This window comes from Microterricola viridarii (genome assembly GCF_900104895.1).
Taxonomy (GTDB): Bacteria; Actinomycetota; Actinomycetes; order Actinomycetales; family Microbacteriaceae; genus Microterricola; species Microterricola viridarii.
In genome coordinates, this window is record NZ_LT629742.1 from 2,583,486 (window position 1) to 2,606,005 (window position 22,520).

The 22,520-nt window shown below is 70.1% G+C and carries 19 protein-coding genes; 6 read left to right on the forward strand and 13 right to left on the reverse strand.

Annotated features, from left to right (window positions below; translation table 11 throughout):
* Positions 1 to 11 precede the first annotated feature (11 nt).
* On the forward strand, positions 12 to 1,265 hold the full coding sequence (locus tag BLT62_RS11845) for a LysM peptidoglycan-binding domain-containing protein (protein WP_083364244.1): 1,254 nt from the start codon (positions 12 to 14) through the stop codon (positions 1,263 to 1,265).
* A 142-nt stretch (positions 1,266 to 1,407) separates the two neighbouring features.
* A complete protein-coding gene (gene pknB, locus BLT62_RS11850) occupies positions 1,408 to 3,366 on the forward strand; it encodes a Stk1 family PASTA domain-containing Ser/Thr kinase (protein ID WP_172829777.1) in 1,959 nt (652 codons plus the stop codon).
* Between the two features lie 159 nt (positions 3,367 to 3,525).
* Here the strand turns inward: pknB and BLT62_RS11855 are convergent, their stop codons facing one another.
* The 3 genes from BLT62_RS11855 to BLT62_RS11865 form a co-directional block, all read right to left on the reverse strand.
* Positions 3,526 to 4,863 carry a class II 3-deoxy-7-phosphoheptulonate synthase gene (locus BLT62_RS11855; RefSeq protein ID WP_231919135.1) on the reverse strand — a complete coding sequence of 446 codons (1,338 nt, stop codon included), beginning with the start codon at positions 4,861 to 4,863 and terminating at the stop codon, positions 3,526 to 3,528.
* A 129-nt stretch (positions 4,864 to 4,992) separates the two neighbouring features.
* Positions 4,993 to 5,682 (reverse strand): lysophospholipid acyltransferase family protein, encoded by a 690-nt coding sequence (locus BLT62_RS11860; RefSeq protein WP_083364247.1) that lies wholly within the window; start codon positions 5,680 to 5,682, stop codon positions 4,993 to 4,995.
* Between the two features lie 12 nt (positions 5,683 to 5,694).
* Complete coding sequence (locus BLT62_RS11865) at positions 5,695 to 6,642, reverse strand: ROK family glucokinase (RefSeq protein WP_083365440.1); 948 nt, start codon at positions 6,640 to 6,642, stop codon at positions 5,695 to 5,697.
* Positions 6,643 to 6,831: 189 nt separating this feature from the next.
* Here BLT62_RS11865 and BLT62_RS11870 point away from each other — a divergent pair, with 189 nt between their 5' ends.
* Positions 6,832 to 8,661, forward strand: a complete 1,830-nt coding sequence (locus BLT62_RS11870) for an AMP-dependent synthetase/ligase (RefSeq protein WP_083364248.1) — start codon at positions 6,832 to 6,834, stop codon at positions 8,659 to 8,661.
* Positions 8,662 to 9,082: 421 nt separating this feature from the next.
* Here the strand turns inward: BLT62_RS11870 and def are convergent, their stop codons facing one another.
* Genes def through BLT62_RS11885 form a run of 3 tightly spaced genes read right to left on the reverse strand, consistent with a single transcriptional unit; the run spans position 9,083 to position 14,404 of the window.
* The gene (gene def / locus BLT62_RS11875) at positions 9,083 to 9,574 is read right to left on the reverse strand and encodes a peptide deformylase (RefSeq protein ID WP_083364249.1); all 492 of its coding nucleotides are present in this window, start codon (positions 9,572 to 9,574) and stop codon (positions 9,083 to 9,085) included.
* A gap of 6 nt (positions 9,575 to 9,580) precedes the next feature.
* Entirely contained in the window at positions 9,581 to 10,957 is a 1,377-nt protein-coding gene (locus tag BLT62_RS11880) for a MinD/ParA family ATP-binding protein (protein ID WP_231919136.1), read from the reverse strand.
* Positions 10,958 to 10,999: 42 nt separating this feature from the next.
* Entirely contained in the window at positions 11,000 to 14,404 is a 3,405-nt protein-coding gene (locus BLT62_RS11885) for a pyruvate carboxylase (RefSeq protein WP_083364250.1), read from the reverse strand.
* Positions 14,405 to 14,480: 76 nt separating this feature from the next.
* On the opposite strand from BLT62_RS11885, the gene BLT62_RS11890 reads away from it, so the two are divergent.
* Positions 14,481 to 15,296, forward strand: a complete 816-nt coding sequence (locus BLT62_RS11890) for a ParA family protein (protein ID WP_083364251.1) — start codon at positions 14,481 to 14,483, stop codon at positions 15,294 to 15,296.
* Positions 15,297 to 15,516: 220 nt separating this feature from the next.
* Here the strand turns inward: BLT62_RS11890 and BLT62_RS11895 are convergent, their stop codons facing one another.
* The 5 genes from BLT62_RS11895 to BLT62_RS11915 all read right to left on the reverse strand — a co-directional run bounded on the left by BLT62_RS11895 (position 15,517) and on the right by BLT62_RS11915 (position 18,519).
* Positions 15,517 to 16,065 (reverse strand): MerR family transcriptional regulator, encoded by a 549-nt coding sequence (locus tag BLT62_RS11895; protein ID WP_083364252.1) that lies wholly within the window; start codon positions 16,063 to 16,065, stop codon positions 15,517 to 15,519.
* Between the two features lie 112 nt (positions 16,066 to 16,177).
* Positions 16,178 to 16,873, reverse strand: a complete 696-nt coding sequence (ftsR, locus tag BLT62_RS11900) for a transcriptional regulator FtsR (RefSeq protein WP_083364253.1) — start codon at positions 16,871 to 16,873, stop codon at positions 16,178 to 16,180.
* The gene (locus BLT62_RS11905; protein ID WP_083365442.1) at positions 16,873 to 17,328 is read right to left on the reverse strand and encodes an FHA domain-containing protein; all 456 of its coding nucleotides are present in this window, start codon (positions 17,326 to 17,328) and stop codon (positions 16,873 to 16,875) included. The genes ftsR and BLT62_RS11905 overlap by 1 nt, the downstream gene beginning before the upstream one ends.
* 59 nt (positions 17,329 to 17,387) lie before the next feature.
* Positions 17,388 to 18,011, reverse strand: coding sequence for a CDP-alcohol phosphatidyltransferase family protein (locus BLT62_RS11910; protein WP_231919137.1), 624 nt, complete (start codon positions 18,009 to 18,011; stop codon positions 17,388 to 17,390).
* 10 nt (positions 18,012 to 18,021) lie between these two features.
* Complete coding sequence (locus BLT62_RS11915) at positions 18,022 to 18,519, reverse strand: NUDIX hydrolase (RefSeq protein ID WP_083364254.1); 498 nt, start codon at positions 18,517 to 18,519, stop codon at positions 18,022 to 18,024.
* Between the two features lie 99 nt (positions 18,520 to 18,618).
* On the opposite strand from BLT62_RS11915, the gene BLT62_RS11920 reads away from it, so the two are divergent.
* Together BLT62_RS11920 and BLT62_RS11925 are read left to right on the forward strand one after the other, a co-directional pair.
* Positions 18,619 to 19,014 carry an RNA-binding S4 domain-containing protein gene (locus BLT62_RS11920; protein WP_083364255.1) on the forward strand — a complete coding sequence of 132 codons (396 nt, stop codon included), beginning with the start codon at positions 18,619 to 18,621 and terminating at the stop codon, positions 19,012 to 19,014.
* Positions 19,015 to 19,063: 49 nt separating this feature from the next.
* On the forward strand, positions 19,064 to 19,852 hold the full coding sequence (locus BLT62_RS11925; RefSeq protein ID WP_083364256.1) for a lysophospholipid acyltransferase family protein: 789 nt from the start codon (positions 19,064 to 19,066) through the stop codon (positions 19,850 to 19,852).
* Positions 19,853 to 19,886: 34 nt separating this feature from the next.
* Here BLT62_RS11925 and BLT62_RS11930 read toward each other — a convergent pair whose 3' ends face one another.
* Together BLT62_RS11930 and BLT62_RS11935 are read right to left on the reverse strand one after the other, a co-directional pair.
* Positions 19,887 to 21,341, reverse strand: coding sequence for a glyceraldehyde-3-phosphate dehydrogenase (locus BLT62_RS11930; RefSeq protein WP_083364257.1), 1,455 nt, complete (start codon positions 21,339 to 21,341; stop codon positions 19,887 to 19,889).
* Positions 21,342 to 21,474: 133 nt separating this feature from the next.
* Positions 21,475 to 22,518 carry an LLM class flavin-dependent oxidoreductase gene (locus BLT62_RS11935; protein WP_083364258.1) on the reverse strand — a complete coding sequence of 348 codons (1,044 nt, stop codon included), beginning with the start codon at positions 22,516 to 22,518 and terminating at the stop codon, positions 21,475 to 21,477.
* Between the last annotated feature and the right edge of the window lie 2 nt (positions 22,519 to 22,520).

Consider the following 22,520-nt stretch of genomic DNA (forward strand, 5'->3'; position numbering starts at 1 on the left):
CTGATCGGGCGATGAACGAAATCGAAGGCACGACCACACGCCGCGCGGCGCTCCGCGCATCCGCCAAACGGCGATCCTCCTTCGTCACCATCCCGCTCGCCGTCGCCAGCGCGATCGCGGTGTCCTTGAACTTCGCGCAGCCGGCAGAGGCCGCGACAACTCCCAAGCCGACGCTCAAGCCGCGCGCCGCCATTCCGACGCCCAAGCTCACGGCAGCCCCGGCATCCGTCGCCGCTGCCCCCGCGCCCTCCAGCTACACCGTCGTCGAGGGCGACACGGTCAGCGGCATCGCCGCGCGCTTCGGCCTCTCCACGGCCGCCGTGCTGGCGCAGAACGGCCTCGGCTGGTCCGCCGTGATCTTCCCCGGCCAGCAGCTCAGCCTGGGCGGCAGCCCGATCGCGGTCGCCGCGGCGCCGGCCACCCCGTCCTCCGAGATCACCCGGTACACCGTCGCCAGCGGCGACACCATCAGCGGCATCGCCGCCGCCCACGGCATCAGCAGCCAGGTGCTGCTCAGCGCCAACGGCCTGCACGCGCAGAGCCTCATCTTCCCCGGCCAGACCATCGTGCTGCCGGATGCCGGCGAGGCGCCGGCGCCCGCCGCCTCCACCGCCTCCGCATCGGCGGGCTCCGGCGGCACCCACACCGTGGGCTCCGGCGACACGATCAGCGGCATCGCCGGCGCGGCGGGCGTCTCGGTGCAGGCCCTGCTCGACGCCAACGGGCTCGGCTGGTCGAGCATCATCTACCCGGGGCAAACGCTTGCGCTGCCGGGCGCCGCGCTCGCCCCGGCCGTGCTCGTGCGCGAGGCTGTCCCCGAGGCGGCCACCCATCACGACGCCGGCGCCGACACGGTTCCGCTCAGCGGTGAGATGCGCGAGAACGCGCGCATCATCGTCGACGTGGCCCGTTCCATCGGCGCCAGCGACGAGGCCATCGTCATCGCCCTGGCCACCGCCGCACAGGAATCCACGCTGCGGAACATCCACTACGGCGACCGCGACTCACTCGGGCTCTTCCAGCAGCGGCCGAGCTCCGGCTGGGGCACGCCTGCCCAGTTGACGGACCCGGTGTACGCCACCCTCGCCTTCTTCGGCCAGGCGCCCAACGACAACGACATCGTTCCGCGCGGGCTCTTCGACATCCACGGCTGGCAGTCGATGAGCGTCACGGAGGCGGCACAGGCCGTGCAGATCTCGGCCCACCCGGACCTCTACGCGAACTGGGAGCACTCGGCGCGCAGCTGGCTCGCCCAGCTCGGCTAGGCCGACACGCCCGGGGCGACGCGTCTCCGGCACGAGATCTGATAACAACCCCGTGTCAATGCGCCGCTTCGCGGTGTTTTGCCGGGGTTTACCAGCCAGGACTTCCTAGACTTCAACGGTGAGCTCCACACCGAATGATCCGATGATCGGCCGTCTGATTGACGGCCGTTATCAGGTGCGCTCTCGCATCGCCCGCGGCGGCATGGCGACCGTCTACCTCGCGACCGATCTGCGCCTCGAGCGCCGCGTCGCGATCAAGATCATGCACGGCCACCTGGCCGACGACGACACCTTCAAGACCCGCTTCGTGCAGGAGGCCCGCTCCGCCGCGCGGCTGGCCCACCCCAACGTCGTGAACGTCTTCGACCAGGGCCAGGACTCCGACATGGCCTACATGGTGATGGAGTACCTGCCGGGCATCACCCTGCGCGACCTGCTGAAGGACTACGGCAAGCTCACCCCGGAACAGACCGTCGACATCGTCACCGCCGTGCTGGGCGGGCTCGCCGCCGCGCACAAGGCGGGCATCGTGCACCGCGACCTCAAGCCGGAGAACGTGCTGCTGGCCGACGACGGCCGCATCAAGCTCGGTGACTTCGGTCTGGCCCGCGCGGCCAGCGCGAACACCGCGACCGGGCAGGCCCTGCTCGGCACGATCGCCTACCTCTCCCCCGAGCTCGTCACCCGCGGCGTCGCCGACGCCCGCAGCGACATCTACGCCCTCGGCATCATGATGTACGAGATGCTCACCGGCGAGCAGCCCTTCGTCGGCGAGGCGCCGATGCAGATCGCCTACCAGCACGCCAACGACTCCGTTCCCGCCCCCAGCCTCAAGGTGCCCGGGCTCCCCCGCGAGCTCGACGAGCTCGTGCTCTGGGCGTCCGCCCGCGACCCGGAGGACCGGCCGCGGGATGCCGGTGCCATGCTCGAGCAGCTGCTCGCGGTGACCGCGGGCATGCCGGGCGCCGTCGACCCGAACGCCACCGCGGCCACCACGGTGCTGCCGGGCCCCCTCGCCCAGACCATGGTGCTCGGCGGCGGCGCGTTGGCCAACGGCGTCGACGACTTCGCCGGCTCCGACTTCGGCGGCTCCGAGGCCGAGACCCAGATCCTGGGCGCCCGCCACCGCACGGGCCCCGTCGACGCGGCAGAGGCCGACAGCGCCGTGCTGCTGCGCGGCAAGGCCAGCACGCGCAAGCGCCGCGGCTACTGGCTGTTCGCGGCCATCGTGCTCCTCGCCGGCCTCGCCGCCGGCACCGGCTGGTACTTCGGCTCCGGCCCCGGCTCCCGCGCCAGCGTGCCGGATGTCTCCGGCCAGAGCGTCGACGTCGCCACGGCGGCGATCGCCCAGGCCGGGCTGCAGCCGGCCGACGCGACCGCGAGTTGCACCCACCCGAGCATCAAGCCCGATCTCGTCGCCAGCACCGATCCGGCCATCGGAACCGCGCTGCCCCGCGGCAGCACGGTGACCCTCTGCGTCTCCACCGGCCCGGCCATCATCGGCGTGCCCGCCGTGGTCGGCCTGCCGGAGGCGGACGCCCGCGCCGAGCTCGCGCCGCTGTTCACGCTGGCCGAGGCGAGCGATGTGCGCTTCACCGACGAGCAGCCGGCCGGGTCCGTGATCGCCGTCCTCGACGCCGACGGCAACCCCGTCGCCGAGACCGCCTACGAGCGGTCGACGATGAGCCTGGTCGTCTCGGCCGGCCCCGTCCCCAACGTCGCAGGAATGGGCGTGGACGAGGCGACGGAGACGCTCACGCAGGCGGGCCTGGAGGTCGAGACCACCGACCCCGTCTTCGACTCGAACGTTCCGGACGGCGCCGTGATCTCCGCCTCGCCGCAGGGCGACGGGCCCGTGCGGCCCGGGTCCACCATCGTGCTGACCGTGTCGAAGGGCCCGGACCTGATCGCGATTCCCGATGTCGTCGGCATGAGCCTGCAGGACGCGATCCAGACGCTGAAGGACGCCGGTTTCGAGGTCAGCCACAACTTCCCGGAGGCGCTCATCGTCCTGGCGAAGGCGGTTTCAACCGATCCCCCGGCCGGCGAGCTCCTCGAGCGCGGCTCCTCCGTCTTCGTCAAGGCCCAGGTCACATTCTAACGACAGGCCGAGCCCGCCCTGCGGGTGTGGGAGCGCCCGCGCGCCCATAACCGCGCGCCCCGACGCCCTGCGGGCCGGTCGCGCGCGCTGGCCGCTCAGACGACGGATGCCGCGCCCCACACTGTGGGTCGCGGCATCCGTCGTCTCGACTCGAAGCGGCTAGCGCTGCTTGTCTGCCGCCAGCTCCTCGGCGACCAGGAAGGCCAGCTCCAGCGACTGCATGTGGTTCAGGCGCGGGTCGCAGAGCGACTCGTAGCGCGTGGCCAGCGTGGCCTCGTCGATGTGCTCGCTGCCGCCGAGGCACTCGGTGACGTCGTCACCGGTGAGCTCGACGTGGATGCCGCCCGGGTTCGTGCCGACCGCGCGGTGCGCCTCGAAGAAGCCCTTGACCTCGTCGACGACGTCGTCGAAACGACGCGTCTTGTAGCCATTCGGCGTGGTGATGCCGTTGCCGTGCATGGGGTCGGTGACCCAGAGCGGCAGGGCGTCGCTGGCCTTGATGGCCTCCAGCAGCGGGGGAAGCGCGTCGCGGATCTTGCCGGCGCCCATCCGGGTGATGAAGGTCAGGCGGCCGGGCTCGCGGTTCGGGTCGAGCTTGTCGACCAGGCGCATCATGTCGTCGGTCGTCGTGGTCGGGCCGAGCTTCACGCCGATCGGGTTGCGCACGCGGCTGAGGAAGTCGACGTGGGCGCCGTCCAGCTCGCGGGTGCGCTCACCGATCCAGATGAAGTGCGATGAGGTGTTGTACGGGGTTCCCGTGCGCGAGTCGATGCGCGTCAGGGGGCGCTCGTAGTCCATCAGCAGGCCCTCGTGGCCGGTGTAGAACTCGGTGCGCTTCAGCTCGTCGAAGTCGGCCCCGCAGGCGGCCATGAAGCCGATGGCGCGGTCGATCTCGCGGGCCAGCTTCTCGTAGCGCTGGTTGGCCGGGTTGGCGGCGAAGCCCTGGTTCCAGCTGTGCACCTGGCGGAGGTCGGCGAAGCCGCCCTGCGTGAACGCACGGATCAGGTTCAACGTCGAGGCGGCCGTGTGGTAGCCCTTGATCAGTCGCTGCGGGTCTGCCTGGCGCGACTCTGGGGTGAAGTCGTAGCCGTTGACGATGTCGCCGCGGTAGGCGGGCAGGGTCACGTCGCCGCGCGTCTCGTTGTCGCTGGAGCGGGGCTTGGCGAACTGTCCGGCCATGCGGCCCATCTTGACGACGGGCATCGACGCGCCGTAGGTGAGCACGACGGCCATCTGCAGCACCGTCTTGACCCGGTCGCGGATCTGGTCGGCCGTCGCCCCCGCGAAGGTCTCGGCGCAGTCGCCGCCCTGCAGCAGGAACGCCTTGCCCTGGGCCGCGGCGGCCAGGCGGGTGCGCAGCTGGTCGACCTCGCCGGCGAACACCAGCGGCGGCAGCGTGGCGAGCTCGGCGGATGCCGCGGCGGTCGCCTCGGGGTCCTGCCAGTCCGGCTGCTGCTTGATCGGGAGGGTGCGCCAATAGTCCAGACCGGCAATCACAGAGGGATCTGCCAAAACAACCGGTTCGGTGGGGTGTACCACGGGACTATTCCTGTTTTCTCGAGGCGACATCAGAGGGGATGTCGGAATGAACGGCGGCCGGAAGCGGCCGCCGATATGCTCACGAGCCTAGCGCGAAAGCGCGGCCCTCTGCTCCTTCACGGAGCTGGCGTAGACGTCGACATACTCCTGCCCGCTCAGCGCGCGCAGTTCGTACATCAGCTCGTCTGTCACAGAGCGCAACACGAACCGGTCGCCCTCCATTCCCTCGAAACGGCTGAAGTCCAGCGGCTCGCCGATGACGATCCCGATGCGCCGGATCTTGGGCAGGCGCTTGCCGATCGGCATCACCTTCTCGGTGTCGATCATCGCGACGGGGATGATCGGGACACCGGCCTCCAGCACCATCCGGGCGACGCCGGTGCGACCGCGGTACATCTTGCCGTCGGGGCTGCGGGTGCCCTCCGGGTAGATGCCGAGCACCTCGCCGCGGCCGAGAACCGCCAGGCCGGTGTTCAGGGAGGCCTCGGAGGCCTTGCCGCCGGAGCGGTCGATCGGCAGCTGGCCGGACGCGGTGAAGAAGAACCGCGTCAGAGCGCCCTTCAGGCCCTTGCCGGTGAAGTACTCGCTCTTGGCCAGGAACGCCATGCGCCGCTCGACGACGAGCGGCAGGAAGATGGAGTCGATGAAGGAGAGGTGGTTGGAGGCGAGGATCGCTCCCCCGGACTTCGGCACGTTCTCCAACCCGGTCACCCAGGGACGGAACAGCGCCAGCAGGATCGGCCCGATGACGATGTTCTTCATGATCCAGTAGAACATGGCGTCACCTCCCTACTTCTGGCTCGTGCTCAGCCTAGCGAGGTCGGCTGCGCCCACGACTCCGGCGTCGTTGACGAGTTCGGCCACGAGGAACGTCGGCTCCGGGTGGTAGCCGCGCGCCGGGAGGTGATCCAGGTAGGCCGTGCGGATGGGGTCGAGCAGCAGCTCGCCGGCCGAGGCCACGCCGCCGCCGAAGACGAAGACCTGCGGGTCGAGCACGGCCGAGAGGCTGGCGGCTGTCTGGCCGAGCCAGTGGCCGAGCTGGCGGAGGGCGGCCAGCGCCCCGCTGTCGCCGGCGGTGATCAGCTGGGCGACGTCTTCTCCACGGAGTTCGCCGCGCTCTGCGCGCAGCTCGGCCAGGCCCTGGCCGATGCCACCGGCATCCGCGTACTCATTGGCCATGCGCAGCAGCGCCCGGCCCGAGCCGTACTGCTCGATGCAGCCGCGGGCGCCGCAGCCACAGGGCAGGCCGTCCGGAACGACGCGCAGGTGGCCGAGCTCGGCGCCGACGCCGAAGCCGCCGCGGAACAGGCGGTCGCCGCTGACGATGGCCCCGCCGACCCCGGTGCCGATGGTGAGGGTGACCATGTCGCTGTACAGGCGGCCGGCGCCGTAGCGGAACTCGGCCCAGCCGGCGGCGTTGGCGTCGTTCTCGATGATGACGGGGATGTCGAGGCGCTCCTCGAGCACGGCCCGGAACGGCTCGTTGCGCCAGTTGATGTTCGGCGCGTAGTAGACGGTGGACTGGGCGGCATCGATGAACCCGGCGGCGGCGATGCCGGCGGCGGCGACCTGCTCGCCGACGGAGAGGGACTGCACCATCGCGACGACGGCTTCCTCGATCTGCCGCGGGTCGCCGGCGGGCGTCGGCACACGCTCGCTCTTCACGATCGAACCGAACTCGTCGACGAGCGCCCCGGCGATCTTCGTGCCGCCAATGTCGATTCCGATCGCGTGCACGCGCCACAGCCTTTCGATGGGTTTGCAGAGGGAGGCGCCGTCGAGCCCGGCGAAGGGCAGCGGCGCGCACCACATTAGAGTGTAATCCCATCCGTTTTCCGGGACGGCCCTCCCCGGCACGTTGCGCGCCCGTGCGCAGCTGCGCCGATAAGGTGGGAGTATCACATTTCCGGTACCAAAGGAGTTGCCGTGCAAGAATTCTCAACGCCCGCCCTCGTGGCGGCCGATCCACAGGCCAATGTCACTGACCTGCTGATCCAGCGGGTTGCGGCGACACCCGACCTGGTGCTGTTCTCGCTGCCGAACGGCGATGGCTGGACCCCGGTCACCGCCGCGGAGTTCCACCGCCAGGTCGTCGCTCTGGCCAAGGGCCTCGTCGCCTCCGGCATCCAGCCTGGCGACAAGATCGGCCTGATGAGCAAGACCCGCTACGAGTGGACGCTCATCGACTTCGCCGCCTGGTTCGCCGGGGCGATCCTGGTGCCGATCTACGAGACCAGCGCTCCCAGCCAGGTGCAGTGGAACCTGACCGACTCCGGCGCCACCTCGGTGATCCTGGAGACGCCGGACCACTTCGCCCGCTTCGACGAGGTGCGCGCAGACGTGCCCGCTGTCGCGAACGTCTGGCAGATCGACCTGGGCGACCTCGACAAACTGGCCGCTGCCGGCACCGAGATCCTGGATGCCGAGATCGAGCGCCGCCGCAACCTCGCCAACGGCGCCGACATGGCCACGCTGATCTACACCTCCGGGTCGACCGGCAAGCCGCGCGGCTGCGTGCTCACCCACTCCAACTTCGTCGAGCTCTCCCGCAACGCGGAGGTCGCGCTCAAGGAGGTGCTGGAGGCCCCGGGCGGCGCCTCGACGCTGCTGTTCATCACGACGGCGCACGTCTTCGCCCGCTTCATCACCGTGCTCTGCGTGCAGGCCGGCGTGCGCGTCGGCCACCAGCCGGACACGCGCTTCCTGCTGCCGTCGATGGCCAGCTTCCAGCCCACCTTCCTGCTCGCGGTCCCCCGCGTGTTCGAGAAGGTCTACAACAGCTCGGAGCAGAAGGCGGAGGGCGGCGGCAAGGGCGCCATCTTCCGCAAGGCGGCGGATGTCGCCATCGCCCACTCGAAGGCGGCAGAGGCCGGCCGGGTCGGCCTCGGCCTCGAGCTCAAGTACCGTCTGTTCGACGCGCTCGTGCTGAAGAAGATCCGTGCGGCGCTCGGCGGCAAGGTCAAGTACGCCGTCTCCGGCTCCGCGCCGCTCGGCCAGCGCCTCGGCCACTTCTACCACTCGCTGGGCATCGTCATCCTCGAGGGCTACGGCCTCACCGAGACCACCGCCCCGGCGACCGTGAACCTCGCGAACAAGTCCAAGATCGGCACCGTCGGCCCGCCCCTCCCCGGCAACGCCGTGCGCATCGCCGAGGACGGCGAGGTCCTGGTCAAGGGCATCTGCGTGTTCCAGGAGTACTGGAACAACCCGGAGGCCACCGCCGCCGCGTTCGAGGACGGCTGGCTGAAGACGGGCGACATCGGCTCCTTCGACGCCGACGGCTTCCTCACCATCACGGGGCGCAAGAAGGAGATCATCGTGACCGCCGGCGGCAAGAACGTCGCCCCGGCCGGCCTCGAAGACCCCATCCGCTCGAACCCGCTGGTCGGCCAGGTCGTCGTCGTCGGCGACCAGAAGCCGTTCATCTCCGCACTGATCACGCTCGACCCGGAGATGCTCCCGGTCTGGCTGAACAACAACGGAGAGGATGCCGCGATGACCCTCGACGAGGCGTGCGCCAACCCGGCCGTGCTGGCCGAGCTGCAGCGCGCCGTCGACGCCGCCAACGAGACGGTGTCGCGGGCCGAGTCGATCCGCAAGTTCCGGGTGCTGCCGCTGGAGCTGACGGAGGCCAGCGGCCACCTCACGCCGAAGCTGAGCATCAAGCGCAACATCATCCTCGCGGACTTCGCGGGCGAGATCGACAGCATGTACGCCGGCGCCCCCGCCACGGAGGGCATCAGCGTCCAGCAGTAGGGCGTGCGCGCAATCGCGCGTTCGCTCGGAGCGGGTCGGTCACCTCGGTGGCCGGCCCGCTTCGTCGTTCGAGCGTCCACGGCGCCGCTCTGGCGTTGCGACGGCCGCAGCCAGCGAGAACACCCCGTTGGCTCGAGGGAGCGCCAGCGACCGAAGCCAACACCTCAGGGTTTACGACGGGCTCACCCAGCAGGTACTCCCCGTTGGATCGAGGGAGCGCCAGCGACCGAAGCCAACACCGTGCGGGCACCGGATGCGCGGGCGACCGTGCCGGGTTGGCTCCCGGGCTTCGGCGGCTGCGCTGCTCTTTCCTCGCGGCGCGGCCGCCTCGAGCCCACGTGCGGAAAGGAGCCCGCGGTGCGGCCGCCTCGAGCCGACGTGCGGAGAGACGCCCGCGGCGACGGGCGGCGCGGCATCCGCGCTAGAACCAGCTGGACTCGCGGACCTGCTTCATCGCCAGGCGGCGGGCGTCGCCCGTCAGCCGGTCGAGGTAGAGCTTGCCGTCCAGGTGGTCGGTCTCGTGCTGCAGCGCCTGCGCCATGAGGCCGGTGCCGGAGAGCTCGACGGGCTTGCCGTCGAGGTCGACGCCGCTCACCCGCGCGAACGGGTAGCGCACGGTGTCGTGCCAGAGCTCTGGCACCGAGAGGCACCCCTCGCCGACGGGCTCCGGCTCGCCGGAGAGCTCCTCGATGACGGGGTTCAGGATGTACCCGACCTCGCCGTCGACGTTGTAGCTGAACGCGCGCAGGTTGACGCCGATCTGCGGGGCGGCGACGCCCGCCCGGCCGGGCAGCTTGACGCTGTCGATCAGGTCTTGCACGAGCGAGCGCACGCGCGCGTCGATCACGGTGATCGGCTCGGAAACGGTCTTCAATACGGGGTCGCCGAAGAGGCGGATCTCACGAACGGTCATGCGCGGTTACATGCCCCGGTCGGCGGGCAGGCCCTCGACCACGAGCGCGGCGAGGGTGCGGGCGGAGTGCCGGGTGAGCGGCTTGAGGTCCTGGTAGTTGACGACGGAGCCGGCAGCCAGCTGCGGGTCGTACGGGATGCGCACGATCTCGCGCACACGCGACTGGAAGTGCGACTCGATCTCCTCGAGCTTGACCAGGTTGGTGCCCTGGGTGGCCGTGTTGATCGCGACGACCGCATTGCGCACGAGCTCGCCGTAGCCGTTCGCCTCGAGCCAGGTGAGGGTCTCGGATGCCAGGCGCGCCTCGTCCACGCTGCCGCCGGAGACGATCACGATCGAGTCGGCGCGCTGCAGGGTGGCCCGCATCACGGAGTGCACGATGCCGGTGCCGCAGTCGGTCAGCACGATCGAGTAGAACCGGGCGGCCAGGTCGGCCACGACGTTGTAGTCGTTCTCGTCGAAGGCCTCGGAGAGCATCGGGTCGGTGTCGGAGGCGAGGATGTCCAGGCGCGTCTCGTCGCGGGAGACCAGCGAGGAGAAGTCGGTGAAGCCGGTGATGGTGTGCGCCTTGGTCACGACGTCGCGCACGGTGGCGCGAGTCTGCTTGGTGACGCGCTCCGAGAGGGTGCCGCGGTCCGGGTTGGCGTCCACCGCGATGATGCGGTCCTCGCGGGCGTCGGCCAGCGCCATGCCGAGCAGGGTGGTGACGGTGGTCTTGCCGACGCCGCCCTTGCGGGTGAGGATCGGCACGAAGCGCGTGCCGCCGGTGAACTGCTTGGCGATGCGGTCGGTCATGGCCTGCTCTGCGCGCACCTTGGCGGAGTCGCCGAGGTTCACGCCGTGGAAGGTCGCGTTGTAGACGAACCGGTTCCAGCCGCCCTTCGGGGCCGGGCGGGTGCGCCGGTTGACCTCGAGCAGGCGGTCGGCGGTGAGCATGCCGGCGTCCTCCGGGCCGTCGCCGCGGCTGTGCTCGACGGGCGCCTCGTAGCCGCCGGCCATGTCGACGTGCTCAGAGCGCACCCGGTCGCGCCGGGAGTGCTGGGCGGCTGCTGCCGCGGCATCCGTCGCCAGCAGGGCCTCGTACGGCGAGGCGGCCGGGGCCGCAGCGGCCGAGGCCACCGCGGCATAGCTGGAGCGGCGCAGCGGCGGCGTGACGACCTCGATCGAGGTCGTCGACGGCGCGGACGACTCGACGTAGCCCGGGTTGACGGCGACCTCGTCGATCGCCACGGCGACTTCGTCGGCCGGCATCACTCTGGCCGGTGCGGCCGGGAGATCGACCTGAATGCTCAGGCTCTCGGGCAGCGACGACGCGAGGCTGTCCACCGTCTCCGGTGGCAGCTCGCTGTGGAACTCGTCGTCGCTCGTCTTCGTGTTGGGCACGGTGTCTTTCCCCTTATTTCGCGCAGATGTAGCGGTTCAACCTTAGCGCGGACGCACAACCACAAGAAGATCGCCGGCATCCACCTGCTGCGTCTTGGGGATCGCGAGACGCTCGATCACTCCCGCGACGGGCGAGGTGATGGCCGCTTCCATCTTCATGGCCTCGATCGAGGCGACCGTCTGCCCGGCCTCGACCTCGGCCCCCGCCTCGAGCTGCAGAGTGACGACGCCGGAGAACGGCGCGGCGATCTGGCCGGGCTGGGAGGTGTCGGCCTTCTCGGCCGACTTGGCCTCGACGGTGATGCTGCGGTCGCGCACGAAGACGGGGCGCAGCTGGCCGTTGAGGATGGTCATGACGGTGCGCATGCCCTTGTCGTCGGCCTCGCCGATGGCCTCGAGGCCGGCGTAGAGACGCACGCCCTTCGAGATCTCGACGACGTGCTCGCCGCCGGCGCGCAGGCCGTACAGGTAGTCCAGCGTGTCGACACTGGAGAGGTCGCCGAACAGCTCGCGGATCTGCTCGAACTGGCGCGTCGGCGCCGGGAACAGCAGGCGGTTCAGGGTCGAGCGGCGGGTGTCGCTGTCGCCGGCGAGGCCGTCGCGGTCCTCCTGGCTGATCTCGGTGACGCCGATGCGGACGTTGCGCCCGGCCAGCACCTTGCTGCGGAAGGGCTCCGGCCAGCCGCCGGGCAGCTCGCCCAGCTCGCCGGCCATGAAGCCGATGACCGAGTCCGGCACGTCGTACTTCTCCGGGTTCGCGGCGAAGTCGGCCGGGTCGGCACGCACCGCGGCCAGGGCCAGGGCCAGGTCGCCGACGACCTTCGACGACGGGGTGACCTTGGGCACGCGGCCGAGGATCGAGTTGGCGGCGGCGTACATGTCCTCGATGAGCTCGAAGTCGTCGGCCAGGCCGAGTGCGATCGCCTGCTGGCGCAGGTTGGAGAGCTGACCGCCGGGGATCTCGTGCTTGTAGACGCGGCCGGTCGGCCCGGCCAGGCCGGACTCGAACGGGCGGTAGACCTGGCGCACGGCCTCCCAGTACGGCTCGAGGCTCGACACGGCGTCGAGGGAGATGTTCGTGTCGCGCTCGGTGTGCGCGAGGGCGGCCACGAGCGAGGAGGCGGAGGGCTGGCTGGTGGTGCCGGCCATCGGGGCGGATGCCACGTCGACGGCGTCCGCGCCGGCGCGGGCCGCGGCGAGCAGCGTCGCGAGCTGGCCGCCCGGGGTGTCGTGGGTGTGCACGTGCACGGGCAGGTCGAAGCGCTCGCGCAGGGCGCCGACGAGCTTCTCGGCGGCGGAGGGGCGCAGCAGGCCGGCCATGTCCTTGATGGCGAGGATGTGCGCGCCGGAGTCGACGATCTGCTCGGCCAGGCGCAGGTAGTAGTCCAGCGTGTACAGCTCTTCGGCCGGGTCGAGCAGGTCGCCGGTGTAGCAGAGGGCGACCTCGGCGACGGTGCTGCCGGTGGCGAGCACCGAGTCGATGGCCGGGCGCATCTGCGAGACGTCGTTCAGGGCGTCGAAGATGCGGAAGATGTCGACGCCGGTCGCGGCGGCCTCACGCACGAAGGCGTCGGTCACCTCGGTCGGGTACGGCGTGTAGCCGACCGTGTTGCGGCCGCGCAGCAGCATCTGGATGTTGATGTTCGGCAGGGCCTCGCGGAGGGCGGCCAGGCGCTCCCAGGGGTCCTCGCCGAGGAAGCGCAGCGCGACGTCGTAGGTGGCGCCGCCCCAGGCCTCGACCGAGAGCAGCTCGGGGGTCAGGTGCGAGACGTAGGGCGCGACGGCCACCAGGTCGCGGGTGCGCACGCGGGTCGCCAGCAGCGACTGGTGGGCGTCGCGGAAGGTGGTGTCGGTGACGGCGAGGGCCGTCTGCGCGCGCAGGGCCGCGGCGAAGCCGACCGGGCCGAGCTCCAGCAGCCGCTGCCGGGATCCGGCCGGCGCCGGGGCGCTGAGGTCGATCTTCGGCAGCTTGTCCGTCGGGTGCACCAGGGAGACCGGCTTGCCGTTGGGCTGGTTGACGGTGACATCCGCCAGCCAGTTGAGGATCTTGGTTCCGCGGTCCTTGGAGACGCGGCCGCGCACCAGCTGCGGGCGCTCGTCGATGAAGGAGGTGCTCAGGTCGCCGGCGGCGAAGGACGGGTCCTCGAGCACGGCCTGCAGGAAGGAGATGTTGGTGGAGACGCCGCGGATGCGGAACTCGGCCAGCGCGCGCTTGGAGCGGGCGACGGCGGCCTCGAAGTCGCGGCCGCGGCAGGTGAGCTTGGCCAACATCGAGTCGAAGTGCGGGCTGATCTGGGCGCCCGGGTTGATGGTTCCGCCGTCGAGGCGGATGCCGGCACCGCCCGGCGAGCGGTAGGTGGTGATCTTGCCGGTGTCCGGGCGGAAGCCGGCCGTCGGGTCCTCGGTGGTGATGCGGCACTGCAGTGCGGCGCCGCGGAGCTTGATGTCCTTCTGCTCGAGCCCCAGCTCGGCCAGGGTCTCCCCCGCCGCGATGCGGATCTGCGCCTGCACGAGGTCGACGTCCGTCACCTCTTCCGTGACGGTGTGCTCGACCTGGATGCGCGGGTTCATCTCGATGAAGACGTGCTGGCCGGCGCGCTCGCCCGCGGTGTCGAGCAGGAACTCGACCGTGCCGGCGTTGACGTAGTTGATCGACTTGGCGAAGGCGATGGCGTCGGCGTAGAGCTCGGCGCGCTTCTCGTCGCTGAGGTTCGGCGCCGGGGCGATCTCGACGACCTTCTGGTGGCGGCGCTGCACGGAGCAGTCGCGCTCGAACAGGTGGACGGTGCCGCCCTGGCTGTCGGCGAGGATCTGCACCTCGATGTGGCGGGGGCGCAGCACCGCCTGCTCGAGGAACATGGTGGCGTCGCCGAAGGCGCTGTCTGCCTCGCGCATGGCCTCTTCGAGGGCGCCGCGCAGCTCGTCCTTGGTGTTGACGCGGCGCATGCCGCGCCCGCCGCCGCCGGCGACGGCCTTGGCGAAGATGGGGAAGCCGATCTCGTCCGACTGGGAGATGAGCAGCTCGACGTCGCGCGAGGGCGGCGTGGACTTCAGCACGGGCACGCCGGCGGCGATGGCGTGCTCCTTGGCGGTGACCTTGTTGCCGGCCATCTCCAGGACTTCCTTGTGCGGGCCGATGAACGTGATGCCGTTGGCGTGGGCGGCCTCGGCCAGTTCCGGGTTCTCGGAGAGGAAGCCGTAGCCGGGGTAGATGGCGTCGGCGCCGCTGTCGAGAGCGACCCGGATGATCTCGTTGACGTCGAGGTAGGCGCGCACCGGGTGACCCGGCTCACCGATCTGGTAGGCCTCGTCGGCCTTCAGGCGGTGCAGCGAGTTGCGGTCCTCATAGGGGAACACCGCGACGGTCTTCGCCCCGAGCTCGACTGCAGCGCGAAATGCGCGAATGGCGATTTCGCCTCGATTGGCAACAAGGATCTTCTGGAACATGCAAGCCTTTCAAACGCCCCGGGCATTCAGCCGACGGTTAGGTTCTCTAAGACTAGTGAAGGTAACGTGTCTTCTTGTGCACGTTCTCTCCGTCAGCTCCCTCAAGGGAGGCGTCGGCAAGACCACAGTGACTCTGGGTCTTGCATCGGCGGCCTTCGCGCGCGGCATCCGAACCCTCGTGGTGGATTTGGACCCACAATCCGACGTGTCGACAGGCATGGATATCCAGCTCGCGGGCCACCTCAATGTCGCCGATGTGCTCGCCGCGCCCAAAGAAAAGGTCGTTCGCTCGGCCATCGCGCCCTCCGGCTGGACCAAGGGGCGCGCCGGCAGCGTGATCGACGTGATGATCGGCAGCCCGTCCGCCATCAACTTCGACGGCCCGCACCCGAGCATCCGTGACATCTGGAAGCTCGAAGAAGCACTGGCGAATGTTGAGAAAGATTACGAACTCGTCCTCATCGACTGCGCGCCGTCGCTGAACGCGCTCACCCGCACCGCCTGGGCGGCCAGCGACCGCGTCGCCGTGGTCACCGAGCCCGGCCTGTTCTCGGTCGCCGCCGCCGACCGCGCGCTGCGCGCGATCGAGGAGATCCGCCGCGGGCTGTCGCCGCGCCTGCAGCCGCTCGGCATCATCGTGAACCGCGCCCGCACCGCCTCGCTGGAGCACCAGTTCCGCATCAAGGAGCTGCGCGACATGTTCGGCCCGCTGGTGCTCAGCCCCCAGCTGCCCGAGCGCACCTCGCTGCAGCAGGCACAGGGCGCGGCCCAGCCGCTGCACATCTGGCCGGGCGACAGCGCCCAGGAGATGGCGCGCTACTTCGACCAGCTGCTGGACAGGGTGCTGCGCACCGCGAAGATCGAGAAGTACGCGGAGACGCCGGGCGCCTAGCCCCGGTGCGCCCGCGCCGTCAGCCGTTCAGCGGACGCGACGGCCGACGCGCCGTGGAAACGTGCCGAAATACGCCTTTTCGCGGTCCGCATCCGCTGACCGGCAGGCGGCGCCCGGTTCCGACAGGCTCAACCAGCGGATGCAGGCTCAGCCAGCGGCGGCGTCCAGCGTGAGGCTTCCGCTGATCGAGTGGGCCGTCTGCGGCCGTGTCGAGGTCCGGTTAGGAGATCTTCTTGCGGGTGGCGCGGCGAGCGGCGAGCTCGTCGCCGGCATCCGTCTGCACGTTGAGCTCGACCAGGCTGGTCTCCACCTCGCGCAGCACCTTGCCGACGGCGATGCCGAAGACGCCCTGCCCGCGGCTGACCAGGTCGATGACCTCGTCGTCGGAGGTGCAGAGGTAGACGCTGGCGCCGTCGCTCATCAGGGTGGTCTGGGCGAGGTCGCTGACCCCGCTCTCGCGCAGCTGGTTGACGGCCGTGCGGATCTGCTGGAGCGAGATGCCGGTGTCGAGCAGGCGCTTGACGAGCTTGAGGACGAGGATGTCGCGGAAGCCGTAAAGCCGTTGCGAACCGGAGCCGGCGGCCCCGCGCACGGTGGGCTCGACGAGCTCGGTGCGGGCCCAGTAGTCCAGCTGGCGGTAGGTGATGCCGGCCGCACGGGCCGCCACGGCGCCGCGGTAACCGGCGGAGTCGTCGAGTTCGGGCAGGCCGTCGGTGAAGAGCAGACCGAGGTCGTAGCGGTCGTGCTCGCTTCGACTGAGTTCACTCATGCGATTGCCTCTCAAACGGTGCAGGGCGTCGTTCGCCCCACACGTGCAACGCTATCGACAGCGAGGCCCCCCGGCAACGACATCCGCGCAATGGATTCGGCGTGTCGCCTGGTCACGATGTCAGGCGGCCGAGCGCCGAGCGGATCAGGCTGCTGCGCACCACCGCGAGCTGCCCGGCGATGTCGTGCGCGCGCTCCGCGGCCTGTGCCCTGCTGGAGGAGTCCCGGCGCCGCGCGAGCGGTGCGAGGGCCGATTCGATGAGGCCGAGCTCGCGCTCCGCTGCCCCGCGGAAGCCGCGGAGGTGGCGTGGCTCGATGCCGGATCGCTGCAGTTCGACGAGGGCGCACACCACGTTGAGGGTGTCGTCGGTGTAGACCTCGGAGGGCGAGACGAGCGAGGCGGAGATGGCGTCGTCGAGCAGCGCGGCGGAGGCACCGGATTCGCGCAGCAGCTCGTCGCGGCTGTACCGGCGCACGGCGGAGAGCATGGACGGACCGGAGACGACCCCAGGCAGGGCGGGCTCGCGCCCGGCGTCCAGCTCGTCTAGGTAGGTGCGGATCACCTTGAGCGGCAGGTACTGGTCGCGCTGCATCGACAAGATCAGCCGCAGCCGGTCCACGTCGGCGGCGCAGAACTTGCGGTAGCCGGAATCGGTGCGCGCCGGCGTGACCAGCCCCTGCTCCTCCAGGAAGCGAAGCTTGGAGGGGGTGAGGTCGGGAAACTCCGGGTTCAGCCTGGCCAACACCTGCCCGATGCTCAGCATCGGGGCCGGCCCGGCGCTGCGAGCCCTGGCCGTGGAGGCGGGCACTACTCGCTCGCCGTTTGTGCCAGGTCGCGCCGGGAGGCGTAGAAGGTGAGGCGGAACTTGCCCACCTGGACTTCTGCGCCATCGCTGAGGAGTGCGGTTTCGATGCGCACGCCGTCGAAGTAGGTGCCGTTCAGCGAGCCGAGGTCCTTGACCTCGAATGCGGTGCCGTGGCGCAGGAACTCGGCGTGCCGGCGCGAGACGGTGACGTCATCGAGGAAGATGTCGGCATCCGGGTGGCGGCCGGCGCTCGTGACGTCGCCGTCCAGGAGGAATCTGGCCCCTGTATTGGGGCCACGGCGAACGATCAGAATCGCAGATCCGGAGGGCAGCGCAGAGATCGCATCCGCCTCTTCCTCGCTGATATCGCCGTCGATCGACACAAGCTGCGCGGCCAGTTCGCGGCTGAAAGCCAGCGTCGTGTCCACCAGTTTCGGGTGCGCTTGTGTGTGGTCCAACGGCGCAGCACCCTCGTTGTTCGAGTTCTTCTGCTCGGAATCGCCCACGGTAACCTCCCCTAGGGTTCCAGCGTATCGGATTGGCGGGGCAGGGATGCGCGGGCAAGCCGAATCGCGCGCACAGTTTCGATCAGGTAGATGGCGCCGGCCCACCAATACAGGAACGCCCCCCAGAGCGTGATCGCCCAGGCGATGGGCTGGCTGAACACGGCGATCGCCGGCACGGCCAGCCCCAGCATGATCAGCGGCAGCCCGAGGAAGAGGGCGAAGGTGGCCACCTTGCCGAGCTGGTGCACCGGGAGCGGGCCGTAGCCGTAGTTGGCCAGGATGACGCCGAGCACCAGGAGGAAGACGTCCCGACCCACGATGAGACCGACGATCCACCACGGCACGAGGTCGCGCCAGGCCAGCCCAATGATCGCGGCGAAGATGTAGAGCCGGTCGGCAGCCGGGTCGAGCAGCTGGCCGAGCCTGCTCATCTGGTTGAACCGACGGGCGATGTAGCCGTCGAGGAAGTCACTGACGCTGGAGATGACGAGCACGATGAGGGCCGCGGCATCCTGTCCCTGCACCAGGAAGGCGAGGAAGACGGGCACCAGCAGGAGCCGGGAGAAGCTGAGCAGGTTGGGCACCGTGAGCACCCGGTCGCTCACCTGCGCCTGCCCGGTCTCGTTCCCGCTCACGGTGTCGAGTCTAGCCAGCGGCCGTGCCGGGGAGGCGGAGGCGCAGGCTCGGCCAGCTCGCGGCGAAGCCCGGGTGCAGGGCGCGCTCCGCGACCAGCTCCGGCCGCACCCATTCCAGCGCGATGCTCTCCGGGTCGCTGATGACCGCCTCGAACGGCGTCACCACCTCGGCGATCACGGTGGTGTAGCTCCACACGCCGCGATCCAGCACGGAGGTCCCGAGAACTCGCACGGCGGTGGCCGGAACGCCGGCCTCCTCGTTGGCCTCGCGTAGGGCGGCATCCGCCGCGCTCTCACCCTCGTGCCTGGCGCCGCCCGGCAGCCCCCAGGTGCCGCCGTGGTGGCTCCACTCCGCGCGGTGCTGCAACAGCACGCCCCGGCGCGCGTCGGCGACCAGCAGGCCGGCCGCCCCGTAGCGGCCCCAGAACTTGCTGCCGTCCGGGCCGAACACCCAGGCGTCGCCGTTGTCGCGCGGTGCGGATGCCGGCGGGAATGGGTTCAGGGTCATGGTGCCTCCATGCCAAGGCTACGCTCCCGCGGCCCCAAGGCAGGGCACAGGGCTCCCCCGGCCCCGTGCCAGGGCACGCGGCTCCCCTAGTCTGGAGAGATGGCACAGGAAGGCACGGCACGCGTCGACAGTTGGCTCTGGGCCGTGAGGCTGTTCAAGACGCGCTCCGCGGCGACCGCGGCCTCCCGGGCCGGCCATGTGCGCATCAACGGCGAGCGGGTCAAGGCGGCGCAGGGCGTGCGGATCGGTGACGAGGTGCGCATTCGGATCTCCGGCTTCGACCGGATCGTCGAGGTGCGCCGCCTGGTGGTCAAGCGCGTCGGGGCGGACATCGCCGCCGAGTGCCTCATCGACAAGACGCCTCCGCCGCCCCCGAAGTCGGAGATGGCCCTGCTTCCGGTGCGCGACAGGGGCGCCGGGCGACCGACGAAGCGCGACCGCCGCGAGATCGAGAAACTGCGCGGGAACCGCGATCAGGACGAGGAAAGAGAATAGTCCTCATCACATGTCGATATCGGCATGCAGGCGGACGTAAAGTTCAGCTATGGCTACCCACGGCAGCGAACCTATCTATTCCAGCGCGGTCGCGGTGGGGCGCTCGGTCTTCGGCCTCCTGCGCCTCCAGCGCAAGGTCACCGGCATCGAGCACGTGCCGAACGAGGGTGGCGCGATCCTGGCGATCACGCACTTCGGCTATCTGGACTTCGCCCTGACCGAGTGGGTCATCTGGTGCCACAATCGGCGCAAGGTGCGCTTCATGGCCAAGGAGAGCGTCTTCGCCAAGCCCGTGCTGGGCTTCCTGCTGCGCGGGATGCGCCACATCCCGGTGAACATGAAGGCCGGCGCCGCCGCCTTCGACTCCGCCGTCACCGCGCTCAAGGCCGGCGAGCTCCTCGGTGTCTTCCCCGAGGCCGGCGTGAACGCGTCGTTCACGGTGCGCGATCTGAAGACCGGCGCCGTGCGGCTCGCGGCCCAGGCCGGGGTGCCGATCATCCCCGTCGCCGTGTGGGGCGGGCACCGCGTGCTGACCAAGAACCACAAGCCGACGCTGCGGGACGCCTACAAGACGCTCGTCAGCGTGACCTTCGGCCCGCCCATCACGATCGGCCCCACCGCCGACCCCGTCGAGCTCACCCACGCCCTGCACGCGGAACTGCAGACGATGGTGGACACGCTGCAGAGCGAGTACCCGGTGGACGGCACCGGCCAGTGGTGGCAGCCCCGCCACCTGAGCGGCACCGCGCCGACCCCCGAGGAGGCCGCGGCGGCGGATGCGGAGCGGAAGCTCCGGCGCGAGGCCGAGGCGGCCGAGCGGGCGCGGAAGACCCCGTAACCCGCCCGCCGGGCCCGGGGCCCTGCCCCGCGCGTCAGACGGCCGCGCGTGCCGGCAACACCCGCGGGTGGCTCTCGGCCATCACCTCGAGCACCCGGACCACCTGGCAGCTGTAGCCGAACTCGTTGTCGTACCAGACGTAGAGGATCAGGTTGTTGTCGGTGGCGATGGTGGCCAGGCCGTCGACGATGCCGGCGCGGTGTGAGCCGACGAAGTCACTCGAGACGATGTCCGGCGAGTCGACGAAGTCGATCTGCTGGCGCAGTGTCGAGTTGAGCGAGAGTTCGCGCAGGTAGGCGTTGACCTCCTCGCGGTTGGGCGTCTTCTCCAACCGCAGGTTGAGGATCGCCAGCGACACGTTCGGGGTGGGCACCCGGATGGCGCTGCCGGTGAGCTTGCCGGCGAGCTCGGGCAGCGCCTTGGCGACGGCCTTGGCCGCACCGGTCTCGGTGATCACCATGTTCAGCGCCGCCGAACGCCCGCGGCGGTCGCCCGAGTGGAAGTTGTCGATCAGGTTCTGGTCGTTGGTGAAAGAGTGCACCGTCTCGACGTGGCCGTGCACGACGCCGTAGCGCTCGTTGATGGCCTTCAGAACGGGCGTGATGGCGTTGGTGGTGCAGGACGCCGCGGAGAGGATCGTGTCCGACGCCTCGATCGCGTCGTGGTTGATGCCGTGCACGATGTTCTTGAGCGCGCCCTTGCCGGGTGCGGTGAGCAGCACGCGGGTGACGCCGGGGCAGGCGAGGTGCTGGCCGAGGCCCTCCGCGTCGCGCCAGCGTCCCGTGTTGTCGACGACGATGGCGTCGTGGATGCCGTACGCGGTGTAGTCGATGGAGGCGGGGTCGTTCGAGTAGATCACCTGGATGAGGGTGCCGTTGGCGAGGATCGTGTTGTTCTCCTCGTCGACGCTGATGGTGCCGTCGAACGCGCCGTGCACCGAGTCGCGGCGCAGCAGGCTGGCCCGCTTGATCAGGTCGTTGGCCGAGCCCTTGCGCACGACGATGGCGCGCAGCTGCAGGCCGTCGCCGTGGCCGCCGTGGGCGATCAGGATGCGGGCCAGCAGGCGCCCGATGCGGCCGAAGCCGTAGAGCACGACGTCGGTGCCGCCGGTCGGGGCGGCGCCCTCGGCCGGGAGCACCGGGCTGATCTCCTCGCGGACGAAGTCTGCGAGCTCCTGCCCGGCACCGCGCTCGGCGTAGCCGGAGACGAGCCGGGCGATGTCGATGGAGGCCGGGCCGGGGCGGAGCGCCCGCAGCGCCTCGAGCACGCGCAGCGTGTCGTCGAGGTCCAGCTCGGTGTCGTCGACCTGCTTCGCGAACTTGTGGGCCTTGAGGATGCCGATGGCGGAGCGGTTGAGCAGTCGACGTCCGTGAACGGAGGTCACCACCCCGTGGTCGCGGTAGAGCGAGCCGATGATCGGGATCATGGATTCAGCACGCTCCTCGCGACTGATCCAAAGCGTGCGGTGGTCGGTGAAGTGCTGAGTCACGAAATTCCTTTGCGCGGCCAGCGCTGGTGGGTACACCGTGCGGGCCTCTTTGCCTGATGGGACATCGACAACTCTACGCAGCGGACCTGCCCCGCCCACCCGTTAACGCGCTCGGAACGGCGTTAAGAACGGCCTATTTTGACGTTTCGAGCAACTCCCGCACCCGCGGCGCCACGGCGGTGCCGTAAAGTTCGATGCTGCTCATCAGCGCCGCGTGCGGCAGGGTGCCGTTGCTGTACTTGAGGTCGAAGCGGGAGGCCTGCAGGGCGCGCACGGCGGCGGCGATCTTCTGGGCGACGGTCTCCGGTGATCCGACGTAGAGTGCGCCGTCCGGGCCGGCGGACTCCTCGAACTGCTCGCGGGTCATCGGCGGCCAGCCTCGCTCCCGGCCGATGCGCTGCTGCATCACCGCGTAGTGCGGCCAGAGCTCGTCCTTGGCCTGCTCGTCGGTCTCGGCGATGTGGCCGGGTGAGTGGATGCCGACGGGCTGCAGCGGCTGGCCGTACTGGGCCAGCGCACGGTGGTAGAGGTCGACGTAGGGGGCGAAGCGCACGGGGCTGCCGCCGATGATGGCGAGCATGAGGGGCAGGCCGTGGCGCGCGGTGCGCACGACCGACTCCGGGCTGCCGCCGACGCCGACCCAGGTGCGCAGGGTGCCGGACTCGGTGTGCGGGTAGACGTGCTGCTCGTTGAGGCCGGAGCGCACGGTGCCGTTCCAGCTGACCGGGCCTTGCTTGATCAGTTCGACGAAGAGTTCGAGCTTCTCCTCGAACAGCTCCTCGTAGCGTTCCAGCGGCAGTCCGAACAACGGGAATGACTCGGTGAAGGAGCCGCGGCCGAGGATGACCTCCGCGCGACCGCCGGAGAGGCCGTCGAGCGTCGCGAAGCGCTGGTAGACCCGGACGGGGTCGTCGCTGCTCAGCACGGTGACGGCGGAGCCCAGATGGATCCGCTCGGTCTGGCCGGCGATTGCCGCCAGCACGACCTCGGGCGCCGAGACGGCGAAGTCGGCGCGGTGGTGCTCGCCGACGCCGATGAAGTCGAGGCCGACCTTGTCGGCCAGCACGCCCTGCTGCACGAGGTTGCGCAGCACCTCCCCCTGCGAGAGCGGGTGGCCGTCCTGGTCGAAGGTGACGTCGCCGAAGGTGTCGACGCCGAGTTCCACTGATCGCGCCATCG

What these genes read in the sequence shown, in the direction of transcription:
- BLT62_RS11885 (WP_083364250.1), bottom strand. Translation starts at nt 14,404, where the DNA reads ATGTTCCAGAAGATCCTTGTTGCCAATCGAGGCGAAATCGCCATTCGC.
- BLT62_RS11845 (WP_083364244.1), top strand. Translation starts at nt 12, where the DNA reads ATGAACGAAATCGAAGGCACGACCACACGCCGCGCGGCGCTCCGCGCA.
- def (WP_083364249.1), bottom strand. Translation starts at nt 9,574, where the DNA reads ATGACCGTTCGTGAGATCCGCCTCTTCGGCGACCCCGTATTGAAGACC.
- BLT62_RS11935 (WP_083364258.1), bottom strand. Translation starts at nt 22,518, where the DNA reads ATGGCGCGATCAGTGGAACTCGGCGTCGACACCTTCGGCGACGTCACC.
- BLT62_RS11915 (WP_083364254.1), bottom strand. Translation starts at nt 18,519, where the DNA reads ATGACCCTGAACCCATTCCCGCCGGCATCCGCACCGCGCGACAACGGC.
- BLT62_RS11920 (WP_083364255.1), top strand. Translation starts at nt 18,619, where the DNA reads ATGGCACAGGAAGGCACGGCACGCGTCGACAGTTGGCTCTGGGCCGTG.
- BLT62_RS11925 (WP_083364256.1), top strand. Translation starts at nt 19,064, where the DNA reads ATGGCTACCCACGGCAGCGAACCTATCTATTCCAGCGCGGTCGCGGTG.
- BLT62_RS11895 (WP_083364252.1), bottom strand. Translation starts at nt 16,065, where the DNA reads ATGAGTGAACTCAGTCGAAGCGAGCACGACCGCTACGACCTCGGTCTG.
- BLT62_RS11860 (WP_083364247.1), bottom strand. Translation starts at nt 5,682, where the DNA reads ATGTTCTACTGGATCATGAAGAACATCGTCATCGGGCCGATCCTGCTG.
- pknB (WP_172829777.1), top strand. Translation starts at nt 1,408, where the DNA reads ATGATCGGCCGTCTGATTGACGGCCGTTATCAGGTGCGCTCTCGCATC.